17 protein-coding genes are annotated in these 18,331 nt (G+C 71.8%); 13 read left to right on the top strand and 4 right to left on the bottom strand.

The window, feature by feature from the left end; genetic code table 11:
- Positions 1-35 precede the first annotated feature (35 nt).
- Positions 36-1,025, bottom strand: a complete 990-nt coding sequence (locus ABZS80_RS17180; RefSeq protein ID WP_355056834.1) for a LacI family DNA-binding transcriptional regulator — start codon at positions 1,023-1,025, stop codon at positions 36-38.
- 181 nt (positions 1,026-1,206) lie between these two features.
- Between ABZS80_RS17180 and uxaC the strand changes: the two genes are divergently transcribed.
- Positions 1,207-2,625, top strand: coding sequence for a glucuronate isomerase (gene uxaC, locus ABZS80_RS17175; protein ID WP_355056832.1), 1,419 nt, complete (start codon positions 1,207-1,209; stop codon positions 2,623-2,625).
- 227 nt (positions 2,626-2,852) lie between these two features.
- Here the strand turns inward: uxaC and ABZS80_RS17170 are convergent, their stop codons facing one another.
- Positions 2,853-3,512: a helix-turn-helix domain-containing protein gene (locus ABZS80_RS17170; RefSeq protein ID WP_355056829.1), complete on the bottom strand. Its 660-nt coding sequence runs from the start codon at positions 3,510-3,512 to the stop codon at positions 2,853-2,855.
- A gap of 114 nt (positions 3,513-3,626) precedes the next feature.
- Between ABZS80_RS17170 and ABZS80_RS17165 the strand changes: the two genes are divergently transcribed.
- Genes ABZS80_RS17165 through ABZS80_RS17150 form a run of 4 tightly spaced genes read left to right on the top strand, consistent with a single transcriptional unit; the run spans position 3,627 to position 6,381 of the window.
- Complete coding sequence (locus ABZS80_RS17165) at positions 3,627-4,136, top strand: DUF2231 domain-containing protein (RefSeq protein WP_355056828.1); 510 nt, start codon at positions 3,627-3,629, stop codon at positions 4,134-4,136.
- Complete coding sequence (locus tag ABZS80_RS17160) at positions 4,136-4,531, top strand: hypothetical protein (protein ID WP_355056826.1); 396 nt, start codon at positions 4,136-4,138, stop codon at positions 4,529-4,531. Before ABZS80_RS17165 ends, ABZS80_RS17160 begins: the two co-directional genes overlap by 1 nt.
- A 1-nt stretch (position 4,532) precedes the next feature.
- Entirely contained in the window at positions 4,533-5,129 is a 597-nt protein-coding gene (folE, locus tag ABZS80_RS17155; protein WP_151462257.1) for a GTP cyclohydrolase I FolE, read from the top strand.
- Positions 5,130-5,157: 28 nt separating this feature from the next.
- Complete coding sequence (locus tag ABZS80_RS17150; protein ID WP_355056824.1) at positions 5,158-6,381, top strand: FAD-dependent oxidoreductase; 1,224 nt, start codon at positions 5,158-5,160, stop codon at positions 6,379-6,381.
- Positions 6,382-6,514: 133 nt separating this feature from the next.
- Here ABZS80_RS17150 and ABZS80_RS17145 read toward each other — a convergent pair whose 3' ends face one another.
- Complete coding sequence (locus tag ABZS80_RS17145) at positions 6,515-7,873, bottom strand: hypothetical protein (RefSeq protein ID WP_355056822.1); 1,359 nt, start codon at positions 7,871-7,873, stop codon at positions 6,515-6,517.
- 369 nt (positions 7,874-8,242) lie between these two features.
- Here ABZS80_RS17145 and ABZS80_RS17140 point away from each other — a divergent pair, with 369 nt between their 5' ends.
- Genes ABZS80_RS17140 through ABZS80_RS17105 form a run of 8 tightly spaced genes read left to right on the top strand, consistent with a single transcriptional unit; the run spans position 8,243 to position 17,286 of the window.
- Positions 8,243-9,289: a LacI family DNA-binding transcriptional regulator gene (locus ABZS80_RS17140; RefSeq protein WP_355056820.1), complete on the top strand. Its 1,047-nt coding sequence runs from the start codon at positions 8,243-8,245 to the stop codon at positions 9,287-9,289.
- A gap of 39 nt (positions 9,290-9,328) precedes the next feature.
- A complete protein-coding gene (locus ABZS80_RS17135; RefSeq protein ID WP_355056818.1) occupies positions 9,329-10,924 on the top strand; it encodes an FAD-dependent oxidoreductase in 1,596 nt (531 codons plus the stop codon).
- A gap of 27 nt (positions 10,925-10,951) precedes the next feature.
- On the top strand, positions 10,952-12,235 hold the full coding sequence (locus tag ABZS80_RS17130; protein WP_355056817.1) for a sugar ABC transporter substrate-binding protein: 1,284 nt from the start codon (positions 10,952-10,954) through the stop codon (positions 12,233-12,235).
- A gap of 12 nt (positions 12,236-12,247) precedes the next feature.
- The gene (locus tag ABZS80_RS17125; RefSeq protein ID WP_355056815.1) at positions 12,248-13,195 is read left to right on the top strand and encodes a sugar ABC transporter permease; all 948 of its coding nucleotides are present in this window, start codon (positions 12,248-12,250) and stop codon (positions 13,193-13,195) included.
- Positions 13,185-14,027 carry a carbohydrate ABC transporter permease gene (locus tag ABZS80_RS17120; RefSeq protein WP_151462263.1) on the top strand — a complete coding sequence of 281 codons (843 nt, stop codon included), beginning with the start codon at positions 13,185-13,187 and terminating at the stop codon, positions 14,025-14,027. The genes ABZS80_RS17125 and ABZS80_RS17120 overlap by 11 nt, the downstream gene beginning before the upstream one ends.
- Complete coding sequence (locus tag ABZS80_RS17115) at positions 14,024-14,938, top strand: ROK family protein (protein WP_355056813.1); 915 nt, start codon at positions 14,024-14,026, stop codon at positions 14,936-14,938. The genes ABZS80_RS17120 and ABZS80_RS17115 overlap by 4 nt, the downstream gene beginning before the upstream one ends.
- Complete coding sequence (locus tag ABZS80_RS17110) at positions 14,935-15,633, top strand: putative N-acetylmannosamine-6-phosphate 2-epimerase (protein ID WP_355056811.1); 699 nt, start codon at positions 14,935-14,937, stop codon at positions 15,631-15,633. The genes ABZS80_RS17115 and ABZS80_RS17110 overlap by 4 nt, the downstream gene beginning before the upstream one ends.
- Before the next feature lie 12 nt (positions 15,634-15,645).
- Positions 15,646-17,286 carry a DUF4127 family protein gene (locus ABZS80_RS17105; protein WP_355056809.1) on the top strand — a complete coding sequence of 547 codons (1,641 nt, stop codon included), beginning with the start codon at positions 15,646-15,648 and terminating at the stop codon, positions 17,284-17,286.
- A gap of 65 nt (positions 17,287-17,351) precedes the next feature.
- Here ABZS80_RS17105 and ABZS80_RS17100 read toward each other — a convergent pair whose 3' ends face one another.
- Entirely contained in the window at positions 17,352-18,272 is a 921-nt protein-coding gene (locus ABZS80_RS17100; RefSeq protein ID WP_355056807.1) for an ion transporter, read from the bottom strand.
- Between the last annotated feature and the right edge of the window lie 59 nt (positions 18,273-18,331).

Genomic DNA, 18,331 nt, shown 5'->3' with positions numbered 1-18,331 from the left:
ACGGAGGTACGGGGACGGCCTTTCGACCGGGATGGTCAGTCGGTCCGCGCGACCCCCGTCGATCCGCGAACCAGCAGCTGGGTGGGGAGCTCCCGGCGGACGTTGCGCACGCCGTCAGGCTGCTCCAGCAGTGCGAGCAGCAGGTCGACGGCGGCCCGGCCGGCCTGCTCCTTGGTGAGCGAAACAGTGGTAAGCGTGGGCGATGACATCGCCGACATCTGAATGTCGTCGATGCCGATCACGCTGATGTCCCGCGGTACGTCCATGCCGCGGTTGCGGAGCCGATCCAGCAGGCCCAGCGCCATGAGGTCGTTGTAGGCGATGACCGACGTGACGCCGGAGGCGATGACGAGGTCCGCCGCGGCGATCCCGCCCTCGAACTGGGGCGGGAAATTGCCGGCCACGAGCAACTCCATGCCCGCCGCAGCGGTCGCCGTTTGCAGCGCCCGCACCCGATCACGGTTGGACCAGGAGCTGCGCGGCCCACCCACCCATCCCACCCGGCGATGCCCGAGGGCCTGCAGGTGCGCGACAGCCTGCCGCATACCGTCGGCGTTGTCGAACACGACGGACGGCAATTTGCCGACGCGTCGGTTGACCATGACCAGGGTCGTGGTCGCGGCAAGCGCCCGGATGTCTTCCTCACGCCCTCGTGGGGAGCAGAGAATGAGCCCGTCCACCTGCTTGGCGAGGACACGGACCAGATCCCTCTCCGCAGCCGGATCCTCATCCGTGTCGGCCAGGAGGACCGCGTAGTCCGCCTCCCGGGCCTTGGCCTGCACACCCTTCACCAGGCTGGGGAAGAAGGGGTTCGCCAGGTCCGGCACGATCAGCCCGACGTTGCCGGTCCGACCGGTGATGAGGCCTCGTGCGGCCCGGTTGGGCTCATAGCCCAGCCGCTGGGCCGCGCGCAGCACCCGTTCCCGAGTCACAGGGTTGACCAGGTCGGGCATCGACAGCGCCCGGGACACCGTGGACGGCGAAACGCCGGCATCACGCGCCACCTCGCGGATCGTCGCTCGCAACGTCCCACCTCCTCGGTCACGGGAACCGCACCTCGGAAGTCTGAAACCGATTGCAGAACTCTGTCAATACTCTGTTGCATGAATGTTTCCAGGTTCCGCTGGGGCAGTACCTTGTGGCAGACACTCGTCGATGCAATCCTTTGCAGGCCGAGTTCCATCAACACCTCAGAGGAGAAGTTGCGTGGCACAGCTGCGTCTGCACCCCGACCGTGCTCTGCCAGAAGGCGACAGGCGGTCGCTCGCCCGCCGGATCTACCACTCCACCCGGGAACTGCCGCTGCTGTGCATGCACGGACACGTGGACGCGGCCGTCCTTGCCGACGACCAGCGGTTCTCCGACCCTGCTCACCTGCTGGTCGTACCGGACCACTACGTGACCCGGATGCTCGTGTCGCAGGGCGTCACGCTCGACCAGCTCGGCGTTCCCCGTCTCGACGGCACGACGGCCGAGACCGACCCCCGCGCTATCTGGCGGCTCTTCTGCGCCCACTGGCACCTGTTCCGGGGCACGCCCAGCCGCTACTGGCTGGAACATGAGATCGCCGAGGTGCTCAAGCTCGACATCACCCCCGGGCCAGACACCGCCGACGAGCTCTACGACCTCATCGACTCCCGGCTGGCCGAGCCGGGCTTCCGCCCCCGCACCCTGCTCGACACCTTCAACATCGAGATGATGGCTACCACTGACTCCGCCATCTCGCCCTTGGACGACCACGCCCGGCTGCGCGAAGCGGGGCTCGGCGATCGGGTGGTGCCCACCTTCCGGCCCGACGACCTGACCCATGTCGACAGTGCCGGCTGGACCCGCCGGCTCGCGCGGCTCCAGGCGCTCACCGGGGTGGACACCGGCGACTACGACGGCTACCTCGCGGCCCTGCGCGCTCGCCGTGAGGCGTTCAGAGCGGCCGGCGCCCGCGCCACCGACCACGGACACGTTACCGCCGCCGCCGAACCGCTCGCCCTGGGCGATGCCCGCCGGATCTACACCGACGCGTGCAACGCCACGGTGACCCCTGCGGCAGCCCAGGCCTTCGCGGCTCACATGCTCTTTGAGATGGCCCGGATGTCGTGCGACGACGGGTTGGTCATGCAGATCCACCCGGGGGTGCTCCGCGATCACGATCCCGAGATCCACGCCGCCTTCGGCTCCGACCGCGGTTTCGACATTCCCATCGCGGCCGAGTTCACCCGCGCTCTCCGACCCCTGCTCAACGCCTTCGGCCGCGACCCGGGCTTCCGGGTGGTGCTCTTCACGGTCGACGAGACGACCTACTCCCGCGAACTGGCTCCGCTCGCCGGCGTCTATCCCGCCGTACGCCTCGGAGCCCCCTGGTGGTTCCTGGACAGCCCCGACGGAATGCGCCGCTTCCGCGAGTCGGTGACCGAGACCGCCGGTTTCTACAACACCAGCGGGTTCGTTGACGACACCCGGGCGTTCCTGTCCATCCCGGCCCGGCACGACCTGGCCCGACGCATCGACGCGGGCTACCTGGCCCGCCTCGTCGTGGAACACCGCTTGTCTGAGGACGAGGCGATCGATACCGCCGCCGACCTGGCGTACCGCCTTCCCCGCGAGGCCTACGCCGGCCGGAGCGAGTGAGGGCGTCACCGATCGAGACTCGGGTCGTACTCAGACGCCAGCGAAGAGGTCGGCGCGGCTGAGGGCTGCAGTGTTCGTGCCATGACGCGCTCCCCTGTGCGGACACTGTCGCAGACCGCGACGAGGACGGTGGCCCGGCACCATCGACAGCGAGTCCGACGCCCGGTGGGTCATCAGCTCGGTCGAGGTCCGCATCTGGCCGTGAACGGCGCCTCTCTGAGGTGCAGTTACTGCTCCGGTACGGCGTCCAACCGGACGCAGCATGCGCCGGGGCGTGGCGCGAGCCGGGGCAGCAGGTCGGTGCGGCCGGCGCCGTCGACCAGGCCGGCGAGGAAGGCGTGGTTGAGCCCGCACACCAGGGCGGTCTGCCGGCTGGCCAGGGCGTGGAACGGGCAGTTGCGCAGCAGCACCTGGTCGTCGAGCGTCTCGGGTTCGAAGCCGAGGCCGGCGAGCACGGCGACGAGGTCCTCGCCGGCGTCGCGTACCCGTGCGCCGATGTCCCGGCCGCGGTGCCGGGCATGCCGCCGTGCCGCCTCGGGGGCGTCGTGCGGGTCGTCGGCGACCGCGTCGGCGAGGATCTCGGCGATGAGTTCGTAGCGCCGCTCGGGAACGGTGATCGCCACGCCGTCGCCGGCGGCCTCGTAGACCTTGGGGGTGCGGCCGCGGCCCCGGGGCTGGTCGGCCGGCGTCTCGTAGCGGGTCCGCAGCAGCCCGGACTCGACGAGCTTGTCGAGGTGGAACGCGGTGAGGTTGCGGGACATGCCGTGCGCCTCGGCCGCCTCCTCACGGGTGACCGGGTGATCGGCCCGGCACACGTAGTCGTAGAGCGCCCGTCGGGACCGGTCGACGAGCGAGGCCATCGCGTTCCAGCGCTCCCCCGTGCTCACAACCCCGAGGTTATCACCAACGAAGGCTATTGAAATTCCGGACGCGCTGGGGCAGCATGACCGCTATCACCAATGAGCGTTGGTGAAAATCACCTGGGGGTTCCCGTGCGACCCATGGATCAGGCCAAGCATCCGGTGACCAGTCTGGCCGGTCGCTACGGCCACCCGCTCCATCCGGCGCTGGTCGCGGTGCCGATCGGCGCCTGGGTGGGCAGCTTCGCCCTCGACCTCGCCAGCCGGTTCGCACCCGGGTCGCCGGGCCTGGCCGACGGCGCACGGTGGCTCATCGGCCTCGGCGTCCTCGGCGCGCTCGCCGCCGCGCTCGCCGGCTTCCTGGACCTGTTCGCCATCCCCACGCGCACCCGTGTGCACCGCACCGCACTCGCGCACATGGCGATCAACCTCGCGGTCACCGGCGCGTACGCGGTGAACTTCGCCCTGCGGGCCGGCGGGCCGCCGGGTCCGGTGCCCGCGGGACCGCTCGTGCTCTCGGCGATCAGCCTCGCCGCGCTGGCCGTCGCCGGTTACCTCGGCGGCGAACTGGCCTACCGGTACGGCGTCCGCGTCGCCGACGAGACCACCCAGGCGCGGGGCTACCACCGCGCAGACAAGGAGAACTCCTGATGGGCATCGCCGCACTCGTCACCTGGCTGATCACGGCCGCCGGTGGCTTCGTCATGCTCGGCACCTGGATCAGCCACGGCGGCCACCGGCCGGGAAGCGGCAGCCGGCTGGCGCCGGGCCTGGTGTTCGGCCACGTCGCCCTGGCCGTCATCGGCCTGGTGCTGTGGATCGCCCACCTGGCCGTCGACAACGACGTGCTCGCGTGGGTCGCGTTCGGGGCGCTCCTGCCGGTGGCGCTGCTCGGGTTCACGATGCTGGCCCGCTGGATCCCCGCCCGCCGGTCCGGGACCGCCGAGTCCCGGTTCCCCGTGCCGGTGGTTCTGGGCCACGGCCTGTTCGCCGCCGCCACGCTCGTCCTCGCCGGGCTCGCGGCCCTCGGTGTGGGAGGTCGTTGAGGTGAGTGTCACCGCCCTGCGGGTGCAGCACGAGCGTCCCCGCCGCGACCCCGCCGCCGCCGAACGGGCGGCGGCGGAGTTCCTCACCGCGCTCGGCGTCGACCTCTCCGCCGACGGGCTCGCCGACACCCCCGGCCGCATGGCCCGGGCCTACGCCGAACTGCTCACCCCGCGCGAGTTCCAGCTGACCACCTTCGACAACGACGAGGGCTACGACGAGCTGGTGCTGGCCCGGGCCATCCCGATCCGGTCGGTCTGCGAACACCACCTGCTGCCGTTCGTCGGCGTGGCGCACGTCGGCTACCTGCCCGGCGAGCGCATCCTGGGACTGTCCAAGCTGGCCCGGGTGGTCGAACTGTTCGCCCACGGCCCCCAGGTCCAGGAGCGCCTCACCAAACAGATCGCCGACTGGCTGACCAGCCACCTGCGCCCGCGCGGGGTCGGCGTGGTCATCGAAGCCGAACACCTCTGCATGACGCTGCGCGGCGTCCGGGCCGTCGGCAGCAGCACCATCACCTCCACCCTGCTGGGCACCCTGCGCGACGACCACCGCTCGCGCGCCGAGTTCTTCACCCTGACCGGGATCGGCCCCCGCTGAATCGCGTACCCCGAAAGGAGCTGGACCGATGTCGACAACCGGCACGTTCGTGATCGTGGGCGCCGGGCTCGCCGGCGCGCGGGCCGCGCAGACGCTGCGGGAGGAGGGCTTCGACGGCGGTGTCGTCGTGATCGGCGACGAGCCCGAGCGACCGTACGAGCGGCCGCCGCTGTCCAAAGGGCTGCTGACCGGCGGCGCCGAGCCGGACAGCGTGTTCGTGCACGACGCCGGGTGGTACGCCGAGCACGACGTCGACCTGCGCACCGCCGCGCGCGCCGTCGCCGTCGACCGCGCCGCCCGGGAGGTGCGGCTCGCCGACGGCCAGCGCCTCCGGTACGACAAGCTGCTGCTGGCCACCGGCGCCACGCCCCGCGACCTCGCGGCGCCCGGCACCGACCTGGACGGGGTGCTGCGGCTGCGTACCCTCGCCGACAGCCGCCGGATCGCCGCGGCGCTGGTCGACGGCGCGCACCTCGTGATCGTCGGGGCCGGGTGGATCGGCTTGGAGGTCGCCGCGGCCGCCCGGCAGCGCGGCGCCACCGTCGACGTCGTCGAAACCGCGGCGCTGCCGTTGCGCCGGGTGCTCGGCGACGAGATCGCCCGGGTGTTCGCCAACCTGCACCGGGACCACGGCGTCACCTTCCACTTCGACGCCGAGGTCCGCGAGATCCGCGGCACCGGTCGCGTCTCCTCGGTGCTGCTGGCCGACGGCACCGAACTGCCCGCCGACGCCGTGGTGGTCGCCGTGGGCGTGCGACCGAACACCGAGCTGGCGACCGCGGCCGGCCTCGCCGTCGAGAACGGCATCCACGTCGACGCGTCCCTGCGCACCGCCGACCCGGACGTCCACGCCGCCGGTGACGTCGCCAACGCCTACCACCCGGTGCTGCGCCGGCGCCTGCGCGTCGAGCACTGGGCCAACGCCCTGCACGGCGGCCCCGCGGCGGCGCGCGCCATGCTGGGACAGGCGGTCAGCTACGACGACCTGCCCTACTTCTACACCGACCAGTACGACCTGGGCATGGAGTACGCCGGGCACGCGCCGCCCGGGGCGTTCGACCGGGTCGTCGTCCGGGGCGACCTCGCCAAGCGCGAGTTCATCGCCTTCTGGACCGCCGGCGGGCGGGTGCTCGCCGGCATGAACGTCAACGTGTGGGACGTCGTCCCGTCGATCCGGCGGCTCGTCACGTCGGCCGACCCGGTCGACCTCGACCGGCTCGCCGACCCCGACGTGCCGCTCGACGACCTGTAGCCGGCAGCGGCCTGCGGCGTCCCCTCTCGCGGGGCTGGCCGGCACCACCGGTGCCGGCCAGCCCTCCGTGACCCCGTCGCCCCCCTCGGACAGCGCGAGGGTCAGTCGGCGCGGCCGGCGGTCCGCCCAGCCGTCAGTTGCCGCCCCGGTCGTGCGGGACCGTGACGGTGACGGTGCAGCCGACCGGCCGTCCGATCTCGTCGTGCCCGGCGTACGTGAGGTGGTACACCCGGTCGCCGCCGTTCCCGGCGCGTTCGGCCCGCAGCTTCCCGGTCGTGTCCGGCGTGCCGACGGCGAAGCCGATGACATCGGCGGCGTCACCCCCGGTGACGCCGGTCAGGGTGAACGCGTTCGGGCCGAGCACACCGTCGCGCAGGTCCACGCTCACGCCGACGTCGACCAGCTCGTGGTTCGGCGGCCACAGGACCGGCCGGTCCACGGCACAGTCGAGCGGCCGCACCGGCAGCGGGTTCGCCAGGGTGGCCGTGGCGTGCCCGATGGTCGCGGTAAGTCGGCCGCCGGCCTCGTAGTACATGTGCGCGGTCCGCCCGTCGAAATAGAACGTCGGCGCGGCCGAGCGGCCGAGGTCGGGCGCGGCGGTCATCGAGTCGTGCACGACGCCGAGGTGGACCTCCTGGTCGAAGTCCTGCCCGACGTCCACGGCGTGCATGTTGCCGTCGGCGGCGTGGTAGATCACCAGGTTGCGGTCGTTCCAGCGCAGGAAGAACGGTCCCGAGGCGTTCGGGCCCTCGTCGCCCTGCGGGGTCACGATCGGGTCGGGCTGCATGGTCCAGGTGCGCGCGTCGTCGGAGACGGCCCAGCGGATCCGCCGCGACACGGGCCCGGTCGGTCCGGGCAGCGCCGCGGTCGGGTTGTCCATGAACAGCATCAGGTACCGGGTGCCCAGGCGGGGCACGGCCTGCTCGAACACCCGGGCGTACGACGTCTCGCCGCCGGTCGTCTCGTTCCGGCTCACCGCGGTGCCGCCGTAGTCGAAGTGGATGCCGTCGTCGGAGGTCGCGTACCGGGTGATCGAGTTCTCGCCGTGGAAGTAGAGGAAGAGCTTGCGCTCCCCCTCGATCCACACGGCGTGCGGCGAGGAGATGTGGCTGACCGTGGCGTAGTGCGGCAGCCAGGTGTTGCTGATCAGCGGGTTGGCGGCGTACTCGGTCCACGGGCCGTCGATCGAGTCGGCGTACGCGAGGGCGATCCCGCCGGGACGCTCGTGCGGCGCGTAGTACAGGTAGTAGGCGCCGAGCGGGTTGGCGAAGTAGTCGGCGGCCCGGATGACGCTCGGGAAGATGAACTCGTTCGTCGGGTTGTAGGCGAGGGTGCTCTTGTCGAACGCGGTGCCCTGGTAGGTGAACTGCGGGAAGTCGAGGCCCGGATTCGCGGCGGCCGGTGCGGCGCCGGCCAGGGCGGCGACGAGCAGGCCGGCGCCGGCCGTGGCCAGGGCGGCGCGCCGGGAGGGCGGGACGAGTGGCTTCGTCATGCGGCTTCCTCTTCTGTCGGTGCGATCGGGTGACGGTTCGCGAGCAGCACGGATGACTCTCAGTGAGACCACAGGGGACATCGATCGGCGGACGCGCCCTGGCGTCGCCGTGCTAATACGTATTAGCGTCTATGTTTCTCGAATGTTGCTCGGTCCGCCGCGCTTCTGTCAAGAGGCCATCCGGCGCCGCGCCGATCCGTCCGGGTCACCCGGCACTCCGGCGGCGGCCCGACCGCTAATGCGCATTACTCCTGCGGTTTCATCGTGCCGAAATCTCGCGGCCACCTCTTGACACACGCCGGTCCACCGGCCAGGCTCCTTCCCAACGCCGAGCGCTAATACGCATTAGCCGCACCGGAAGGACCCGACGTGACGGCTCCCCTCAGACGTGTCACCCAGCGTGACATCGCGCGGTTGGCCGGTGTCAGTCAGGCGACCGTGTCGCTGGTGCTCAACAACCGCACGGACGCCGAGGTGCGCATCGCCCCGGAGACCCGGGACCGGGTGTTGCGGGTCATCGCCGAGACCGGCTACGCCGCCGACCCCGTGGCCCGCCGCCTCGCCTCGCGGTTCAACCGGATCATCGGCGTCTTCACGTACGAGCCCGCCTTCCCCAGCGGCAGCCGGGACTTCTTCCACCCGTTCCTGCTCGGCATCGAGGAGTACGCCGAGCGGGTCGGCTGCGACCTGCTGCTGTTCACCAGCGCTCCGGTCGTGGACGGGCGGCGGCGCATCTTCCACCAGGACAACCGGCTGCGGCTGGCCGACGGGTGCATCCTGCTCGGGCGCGAGATCGACGGCGCGGAGCTGCAGCGGCTCAACGGCGACGGATACCCGTACGTGGCCGTCGGGCGCCGCAACGACGCCGGTGGCCCGGTCCCCTACGTCGGCGCGGACTACGCCTCGGCGGTCGCCCGGCTCGTGGAGGCGGCGCTGCGGCACGGCCACCGCCGCCTCACGTACGTGGGCATGGGCATGACCGCCGAGTCCTCGCAGGACCGCCGCCAGGGTTTCGACGCCGCCGCGACCACCGCGGAGAGCGCCCGCCAGGTGTCGACGGCGCCCGGGGCGGCCGACGCGACCCTCGACGACCTGCTGGCCGACGGCAGCACGGCGGCCTTCGTGGAGGACTTCGCCACGGCGGTGGCCCTGGCGGCGGCCGCCCGGCGGCGCGGCCTGACCGTGCCCGGCGACCTGTCGATCGTGACCCTCGGCGACCCGACCGTGCCCGTCCCCACCGACATCGTGTTCACCGGGTTCCGCATCCCCCGCGAGGAGATGGGCCGGCAGTCGGTCGAGGTGCTGACCGGCGTCATCGACGGCAGCGCGGGCGGCCTCCAGCAGCGACTTCTCCCCTGCGAACTCGTCGAGGGCAGCACCCTCGGCACCCCTGATCCGGCGGTCGACCGGCGCTGACCGGTCGGCCGCGCAACTGGAAGGAAGCAAGTGGTACTCATGCGTGCGGACGTCCTCGTCGTCGGGGGCGGACTGGGCGGTGTCGCCGCGGCGCTCGCCGCGGCCCGGACCGGCCGGTCGGTCATCCTGACCGAGGAGTTCGACTGGCTCGGCGGGCAGCTCACCAGCCAGGCCGTCCCACCGGACGAACACTCCTGGATCGAGCAGTTCGGGGCCACCGCCAGCTACCGGGCGCTGCGCAACGGCATCCGCGACTTCTACCGTCGCCACTACCCGCTGACCGAACGGTCGCGGGCCTGGACCGACCTCAACCCCGGCGCGGGCTGGGTGAGCCGGCTCTGCCACGAGCCGCGGGTGGCCGTCGCCGTCATCGAGCAGATGCTCGCCCCGTACCGGGGTTCGGGCCGGCTGCGGGTGCTGCAGCCGTACCGGCCGGTCGCCGCGGAGACCGACGGTGACCGGGTGACCGGCGTGACGCTGGCGCACCGCGACCGGGACGAGCGGATCGACGTGGTCGCGCCGTACGTCCTGGACGCCACCGAGACCGGCGAGCTGCTGCCGCTGACCGGCACCGAGTACGTCACCGGGTTCGAGTCGCGGGCGGAGACCGGCGAGCCCAGCGCCCCGGCCGAGGCCCAGCCGATGAACATGCAGGCGGTGTCGGTCTGCTTCGCCATCGACCACGTCGACGGCGACCACACCATCGACCGGCCCGCGGGATACGACTTCTGGCGGGACTACAAGCCCGACTTCTGGGGTGACCGGCTGCTGTCCTGGAAGTCGCCGCACCCACGCACGCTGGAGATCGTCGAGCGCAGCTTCACCCCGAACCCGGACGACGACCCGCTGAGCGTCAACGCCGACCAGCGCGTCAACCCCGGTGACGGCAACCTGTGGACGTTCCGGCGGATCGCCGCCCGCCGCAACTTCGTCGACGGCACGTACGGCAGCGACATCACGCTGGTCAACTGGCCGATGATCGACTACTTCGAGGGCCCGGTCATCGACGTGCCGAACGCGTCGTGGCACCTGACCAAGGCCCGCGAGCTGTCGTACTCGGTGCTCTACTGGCTGCAGACCGAGGCGCCCCGGCCCGACGGCGGCACCGGCTTCCCCGGCCTGCGGCTGCGCGGCGACGTGACCGGCAGCGCCGACGGCCTGGCCCAGGCCCCGTACATCCGGGAGTCCCGCCGGATCCGGGCCGAGTACACCGTCGTCGAGCAGGACCTGTCCCTGGCGGTCCGGGGCGACCACGGCGCGGTCAGCTACCCCGACGCGGTGGGCGTCGGCATGTACCGGATCGACCTGCACCCGTCGACCGGCGGCGACAACTACATCGACGTCGGCTCCTGCCCGTTCGAGATCCCGCTCGGCGCGCTGATCCCGCGGCGGATGGAGAACCTGCTGCCGGCCGGCAAGAACATCGGCACCACCCACGTCACCAACGGCAGCTACCGGCTGCACCCGGTCGAGTGGAACATCGGCGAGGTCGCCGGCCTGCTCGCCGACTTCTGTCTGGCGCGGGGCGAGTCCCCGCGTGCGGTCCGCAACACCCCCCGTCTGCTGGCCGACTTCCAGGACCGCCTCACCGCGGCCGGCGTGGAACAGCGCTGGCCGCGGATCGCGGGCTACTGAACACACACCCCCGGTGAGGAGAAGATTGTGAGAGCAGGAAAGGCCCTGCGCGGCGTCGCCGTGGCGCTGGCCGGTGCGCTCGCCCTGACCGCCTGCGGCGGCGGTGGCGAGTCCGCCGACAGCGGCCCGGCGAAGCTGCGGATGACCGTCTGGTCGGCCAACGAGGCGCACCTGAAGCTGTTCAACGAGATCGCCGACGAGTACCGCAAGAGCCACCCGGACGTCGCGGAGATCAAGTTCGACCCGCTGCCGTTCGACAACTACACCACCACCCTGACCACCCAGATCGCCGGCGGCAACGCGCCGGATCTCGCGTGGGTGTTCGAGAACTCCGCCCCGGACTTCGTCGCCTCGGGCGCGCTGGCGCCGCTGGACGACACGCTCAAGAAGGCCGAGGGCTACCAGTACGAGGACCTCTCCCCCGCCACGCTCAAGCTCTGGCAGAACGACGGGAAGCTCTACGCGTACCCCTTCTCGACCTCGCCGTTCGGTGTCTTCGTCAACACTGACATGGTCAAGAAGGCCGGGCAGAAGACCCCGGCCGAGCTGATCGCGGCCGGGCAGTGGACCTGGGACAACGCCCTGGCCACCGCCGCGGCGGCGGGGGCGAAGTCCGGCAAGGCCGGCCTGGTCATCCGGGACTTCGACTACAAGGGATGGGACAACCTGTCCACCTTCTGGACCGGGTGGGGCGCACAGGCGTGGAGCGAGGACGGGAAGACCTGCGGCTTCAACAGCCCGGAGATGGTCGACGCCATGACCACGCTGCACAAGGCCACCTTCACCCAGAAGGCGCTGCCCGGCCCGGGCACGACGGCCGACTTCTTCGCCGGTGACTCGGCCATGACGATCACCCAGATCTCCCGCGCCTCGCTGCTGAAGGACGGTGGCTTCGGGTGGGACCTGGTGCCGCTGCCGGCCGGGCCGAAGGGGAACTACGCGGTGGTCGGCCAGGCCGGCCTCGGGGTGATGAAGAAGAGCCCGCACGCGAAGCAGGCGGCCGACTTCCTGGCCTTCTTCACCAACCCCACGAACTCGGCCAAGCTCGCCCAGTTCTTCCCGCCGCCCCGGCAGTCCCAGCTGACCGCCGAGACGCTCGCCAAGACGAACCCGAAGCTCAAGCCGGAGCAGCTGCAGAAGGTCGTCATCGACGGCATCACCAACGGCGTGGTCAAGCCCAGCCACGCGGGCCAGGCCGAGCTGAGCCAGCAGGTCCGCGCCGGGCTGGACCCGCTGTGGCAGCCGAACGCGGACGCCAAGGCCGTGCTCGACGGCGTCTGCGCCAAGATCCAGCCGCTGCTGGCGAAGTAGAGGTCAACGATCATGACCCAGACGGACACCAGGGTGGGCCCGGCGACCGCCGGGCCCGCCCCGGGCCCGGCCCGGCCGTTCTGGACCACCCGCCGCCGGGACCAACTTGCCGGTTACCTGTTCATCACCCCGCAGCTGCTCGGCAGCGCCGTCTTCGTGATCCTGCCGCTGATCCTCGTGGTCTGGTACAGCCTGCACGAGTGGAACGTGCTCGCCGGGACGTTCGACTTCGTGGGCACCGACAACTACCAGGCGCTCGCCGACGACCCGAACCTCGGCGCAGTGCTGCGCGCCACCGGGCTGTTCTCGGTCGGCCTCGTGGTGTTCAACCTCGGCCTGGCGTTGCTGCTGGCCGTCCTGCTCAACCAGAGGCTGCGCGGCACCATCCTGTTCCGCACGCTGTTCTTCTCCCCCGTCGTGGTCTCGCTGGTGGCCTGGACCATCGTGTGGGGCTTCCTGCTGCAGGACAACGGCGGGTTGAACAGCCTGCTCGACACCGTCGGGATCGACGGGCCGAACTGGCTGCGCGGCGAGGGCACCGCGATGCTGTCGGTCATCGTCGTGCAGGTGTTCAAGAACGTCGGCCTGAACATGGTGCTGTTCCTGGCCGCCCTGCAGGGCGTGCCCGCGGACCTGTACGAGGCCGCCGAGGTGGACGGGGCCAGCCGGCTGCGCCAGTTCTGGCGGATCACCGTGCCGCTCATCAGCCCGACGATCCTGCTCACCTCGATCATCACGGTGGTCGGGTCGTTGCAGGTCTTCGCGCAGATCGCGGTGCTCACCCAGGGCGGGCCGGGCACGTCGACGACGGTGCTCGTCTACTACCTGTACCAGCAGGCCTTCCAGTTCCATCACTTCGGCTACGGCGCCACGCTGTCGATCGTGCTGTTCGCCATCGTGCTCGCGCTCACCGTGCTGCAGTGGCAGATGCGCAAGAGGTGGGTCTTCCATGAGTCGTGACCTGTCGCGGCGGACCAAGCTGGTGCTCTACGGGGTGCTGCTGGTCCTGGCGATCCCGTTCGTCTTCCCGACCTGGTGGATGGTCACCTCGTCGCTGAAGCCGGTGGCGGACATCTTCGCCTTCCCGCCGGACCTGCTGCCGACCAACCCGCGGCTCGACGCGTACCGGCGGGTGTTCGAGTTGCAGCCGTTCGGGCAGCAGTACCTGAACAGCCTCTACATCGCGCTGCTCGTCACGGTCGGCACGCTGGCCGTGTCGGCGCTGGCCGGGTACGCCTTCGCGCGCATCCGGTTCCGCGGCCAGAACGTGCTGTTCCTGGTCGTCCTCGCGGGCCTGCTCATCCCCAGCGAGGTGACGATCGTTCCGCTGTTCCAGATGTTCTTCAAGCTCGGCCTGGTCAACACCCACTGGCCGCTGATCCTCGTGCCGATCTTCGGCGCGCCCAGCGTGCTGGCGACGTTCATCATGCGGCAGTTCTTCATCAGCCTCCCCGGTGAGCTGGAGGAGGCGGCCCGCGTCGACGGGCTGGGCCGGTTCGCGACGTTCTGGCGGATCGCCCTGCCGCTGTCGCGGCCCGCGCTGGGCGCGGTGGCCATCTTCACCTTCCTGCACAGCTGGAACCTCTACCTGGAACCGATCGTGTTCCTCTCCTCCCCGGAGAAGTTCACCCTGCCCCAGGCGCTCACCCAGTTCGTCGACGCCTACGGCGGCCCCATGTGGGACGTGCAGTTGGCGGCGGCGTCGATGACCGCGCTGCCCGTCCTGGTGGTCTTCGTCATCGCGCAGAAGCAGTTCGTCGAGGGGCTCGCGCACACCGGTCTCAAGGGATGACGACACCGGTCGTCGGCATCGACATCGGCGGCACGAAGACGGCGGCCGCGCTGGTCGACCCGGGCGGGCAGGTGCGGGAGCGCCGCGAGGTGCCCACCCCCGCCCGGTCCGGGCCCCAGGCCGTGCTGGACGCCGCCGCCCGGCTGGCCGCCGACCTGCTCGGCGCGACCACCGGTCCGGTGGGGGTGGGCACGGCCGGCACGGTCGATCCCACGACGGGCGGCATCCGGTACGCCACCGACAGCCTGCCCGGCTGGACCGGCACCCCGGTCGCCGACGCGCTGGCCGCCCGGCTGGGCCGACCCGTGCGGGTCACCAACGACGTGAACGCCGCGGCACTCGGCGAATGCTGGGCCGGCGCCGCACGCGACCACGCGCATGTGCTGCTGGTGGCCGTCGGCACCGGGCTGGGCGGGGCGGTGGTCCGGCACGGCCGCGTCGAGACCGGCGCCCGCGGCGCCGCCGGCGAGGTCGGGCACCTGCCGGCCCCCGGCGCCGAACGGCTGCGGTGCGGGTGCGGCCGGCACGGGCACCTGGAGGCGATCGCCTCGGGCAGCGGGCTGGCCGCCGCGTACGCCATCGAGACCGGCACCCGCGTCACCGGACGGACCGTGGCGGAGCGCGCGGCGGCCGGCGACGGGGTCGCCCGGCGGGTCGTCGACCGGGCCGGCGCCGCCCTCGGCGCGGCCCTGGCGGGACTGGTGGCCCTGCTCGACCCGGACGCCGTCCTCGTGGCGGGCGGAGCGGGCGCCGCCCTGCTGCCCGCCGCGTCGGCCGCCTACGCGGCCGAGGTGCCCGCGGGCTGGGCCGGCGTCCCGCTGCGGCCCGCCACGCTGGGCGCCGACGCCGTCGTGGTCGGGGCGGCCCGACTGGCCCTGGACAGCAACGACTCGGAAAGGACCCACGGGTGAACGTGCTCGACGACCTGGCCGGCGGGCTGGTGGTGTCCTGCCAGCCGCTGCCCGACGACCCCGGCGACCCCATGCGGGACCCGTACGTGCAGGCCCGGGTGGCCGCCGCGGTGGTGCGCGGCGGCGCGGTGGCGGTCCGGGTCAACGGACCCGACGACGTCGCCGCGGTACGCCCCGTCGTCGACGTGCCGGTGATCGGGCTCTACAAGCACGGCACCGAGGGCGTCTTCATCACCCCGACCGCGGCCCACGCCCTCGACGTGGCGCTGGCCGGCGCGGACATCATCGCGATCGACGCCACCGACCGCCCCCGACCCGACGGACGCACCTTCGCCGACACGGTCCGCCTGATCCGCGAACGGACCGACGCGCTGATCCTGGCCGACGTCTCCACCGCGACGGAAGGCGTCGCCGCCGTCGAGGCCGGCGCCGACGCGGTCGCCACCACGCTGTCCGGCCACACCCCGGCCAGCCCACCGACTGACGGGCCCGACCTCGGGCTCGTGGCGCGACTCGTCGCACAGCTGTCCGTGCCGGTGATCGCCGAAGGGCGGTACCGCACCACGGAACAGATCGGCCGGGCCTTCGAGGCGGGTGCGCACGCGGTGGTGATGGGCAACGCCGTCACCTCACCGCTGTGGATCACCCGCCGGCTCGTGCCGGCCACCCCCCGCGCGGCGAGCGCGCCCAGATAACAGGGAGTGCAGATGAGAAGACGGACCCTCCTGGCCACCGGCGTGGCCGGGCTGACCACCGTGGCCATCGGCCGGCCCGCTCTCGCCGGGCCCGCCAGGCGGCAGCTGACCGTGGCACTCGTGCCGTTGGACGACCGGCCGGTCAACACGTACGCCCCGCAGATGACCGCGGCGAGCGCCGGCGCGCAGGTGCGGCTGCCGCCGCGGGAGCTGCTGGGCCGCTTCTTCACCCCCGGCGACGGGGCCGCCATCGCCCGCTGGCTGGGCACCACCGGCGACGCCGACGGATACGTGATCTCGGTGAGCATGCTCGCCTACGGCGGCCTGATCGCCTCCCGCACCGCCGCACCGACCCTGGCCGCCGCCCTGGACAACCTGGCCGCCATCCGGAACCTGCGCGCGACCCGGCCGGACGCGGTGATCGAGGTGCACGACACCATCCAGCGCCTCGCCGTCACGAGCACCGGCACCGAGCTGGACAGGTACCGCGACGCGCTGGTCAGCTGGGCGAAGCTCTACGACCAGGTGGTCAACCTCGGGCAGGAGGAGCTGCGGGCCCAGCTCGACGCCGTCCGGGCGCAGATCCCCGACCAGGTCGTCGAGGACTACCTCGCCGCGCGGGCCCGCAACCACCAGGTCAACCGGCTCATGGTCGAGTGGGTCGCCGACGGCACGATCAGCCACCTCGTGCTCTCCGAGGACGACACCGCGCCGGTCGGCCTGGCCCGGGCCGAGCGGGTGGAACTGGAGGCGCTCGTCGCCCGCCTCGGCGTCGGCGACCGGGTGGAGATCTTCCCCGGCGCCGACGAGGTCGACGCGCTGCTGGTCGCCCGTGTGATCGCGGCCGGCACGACCCCCACCTACCGGGTGGAGTACGCCGGGGTCTCCGGCGAGAACTGGACCGCCCAACTGGAGGGCATCCCGTTCGCGGAGAACATCCGCCGGCACGTGGCCGCCGTGGGCGGCCGCGTCGTCAGCGGCGACGCGGACATCGTGCTCGCCGTGAACACCCCCTCGGCGGCGCCCGACCAGCGGGCCGCCGACCTGGACGCCTTCGTCGGGCGGATCGGTGAGCTGCTGGCCGCCGGCACCCCGGTCATCGTGGTGGACCCGCTCATCGTCAACAAGGCCGACCACGACCTGGTGGCGCGGATGGAGAGCCACCTCGACCTCGCGGCGCTGCTGTCCTACTCGGGGTGGAACACCGGCGGCAACGCGCTCGGCCTGGCGCTCGCGCACGGCACCGCCCGGTGGGCGTACCTGCGCTCCTCCGGCAGCGGGTTCGGCGTGCCCGAGCTGCGCGGGCCCGGCCAGGCACACGCCGAATACCTGCTCTACCGGTTCGTCAAGGACGACCCGTGGAAGAACATCGTGCAGGTCGAGGCGTACGCGCACGCCCGGGCGCAGGGCTGGGACCCGCTCGCGCTCACGCCCGAGCAGAAGAGCTACTTCGACGGCTGGGTGCGTGAGCGGCTCGTGCCGCTGACCGAGCGGTACTTCGCCGACCACTTCGCCGGGCACCGCGTCGTGCTGGGCCGGCGGGGCGCCAGGACGTTCACGGCGACGCTGACGCGCTTCGAGTCGGCACGGGTCGAGCTGCCGTGGGACCGGCTCTTCGAGGTCATCCTGGAACCCCGGCTGCAGCTGTCCTGACCGGACGACCGGTCGCGCCGGTGCTGATCTGCCGGCGCGACCGGTCCGGTGCTTGCTTGTGGCGTTCAGCCCGCGCGCTCGCGGTGCTGGCGCGGTCGGTGCTGCCCGTCCTCGCGGTCGATGCGCAGCTCCCGTTCGAGCTCGCCGATGACCGCGCGCAGGTCGTCCAGCCGCTGGGTGAGCGCGATCCGGTCGAGCTCGTCGGGGATACCGTCGCCGTCCTCGTCGTAGTCCGGGGACAGCCGCTCGGTCATCTCCAGCCGGCGGGCCTCCTCCATGGAGTTGACGATGACTGCGATCAGGATATTGAGCAGCAGGTTCACCGTGATCAGCACGTAGCTGACGTAGTAGACGAGGGTCCACGGCGACACCGCCATACCCTGCTGGAGCAGGTCCGGCAGCGTCTCCAGCGACAGCAGCACGAACAGGGTCAGCAGCGAGCGGCCGATGTCGCCGTACTGCTCCGGATATCGCTCCCCGAAGATCAGCCAGCCGGCCATGCCGTACACGTAGAGGGTGACCGCGGCCAGGGCGAGGAACCCCGCGACACCGGGAAGGCTGCGCCACAGCGCCGCCACGATGGTGCGCAGCCCGGGTGAGAACCGCACCAGCCGCAGCACCCGGGCGACCCGCAGGAACCGCAGCACCCCCGAGTCACCGTGCAGGCCGGGAATGAAGATGCTGGCGATGACCAGGAAGTCGAAGACGTTCCAGCCGTGCCGGAAGAAGTCCTGCGGCCGGCGACCGAAGGCCAGCACCCGGATCGCGATCTCCACGACGAAGACGAGCCGGAAGAACCACTCCAACCAGCGCAGGACGGGATGCGCCGCGCCGACGTCGCGGTAGGTCTCGAAGCCGAGCACCACCCCGTTGAGCATGATGACCACGACGATCACCACGTCGAAGGCACGCGAGTCGGCGATGAGCCGGCAGCGCTCCGCCAGGCTCGATCGTGGGGCCGGCGCTGCGTGTCGTTGCCCCGGCACGGTCGGCAGCCTCACCACCCCGACCCGCCCGCCCGCACACCTGGGTCGTCGGACTGAAC

The organism is Micromonospora sp. NPDC005305, from assembly GCF_040607315.1.
Taxonomy (GTDB): Bacteria; Actinomycetota; Actinomycetes; order Mycobacteriales; family Micromonosporaceae; genus Micromonospora.
This window is presented reverse-complemented; position numbering and strand designations above follow the sequence as displayed.

Excerpts from the sequence above, each read along its gene's own strand:
- ABZS80_RS17115 (WP_355056813.1), top strand. The coding sequence starts at position 14,024 with ATGACGACACCGGTCGTCGGCATCGACATCGGCGGCACGAAGACGGCG.
- ABZS80_RS17165 (WP_355056828.1), top strand. The coding sequence starts at position 3,627 with ATGGATCAGGCCAAGCATCCGGTGACCAGTCTGGCCGGTCGCTACGGC.
- ABZS80_RS17150 (WP_355056824.1), top strand. The coding sequence starts at position 5,158 with ATGTCGACAACCGGCACGTTCGTGATCGTGGGCGCCGGGCTCGCCGGC.
- ABZS80_RS17125 (WP_355056815.1), top strand. The coding sequence starts at position 12,248 with ATGACCCAGACGGACACCAGGGTGGGCCCGGCGACCGCCGGGCCCGCC.
- ABZS80_RS17145 (WP_355056822.1), bottom strand. The coding sequence starts at position 7,873 with ATGACGAAGCCACTCGTCCCGCCCTCCCGGCGCGCCGCCCTGGCCACG.
- ABZS80_RS17120 (WP_151462263.1), top strand. The coding sequence starts at position 13,185 with ATGAGTCGTGACCTGTCGCGGCGGACCAAGCTGGTGCTCTACGGGGTG.
- ABZS80_RS17105 (WP_355056809.1), top strand. The coding sequence starts at position 15,646 with ATGAGAAGACGGACCCTCCTGGCCACCGGCGTGGCCGGGCTGACCACC.
- ABZS80_RS17160 (WP_355056826.1), top strand. The coding sequence starts at position 4,136 with ATGGGCATCGCCGCACTCGTCACCTGGCTGATCACGGCCGCCGGTGGC.
- ABZS80_RS17135 (WP_355056818.1), top strand. The coding sequence starts at position 9,329 with ATGCGTGCGGACGTCCTCGTCGTCGGGGGCGGACTGGGCGGTGTCGCC.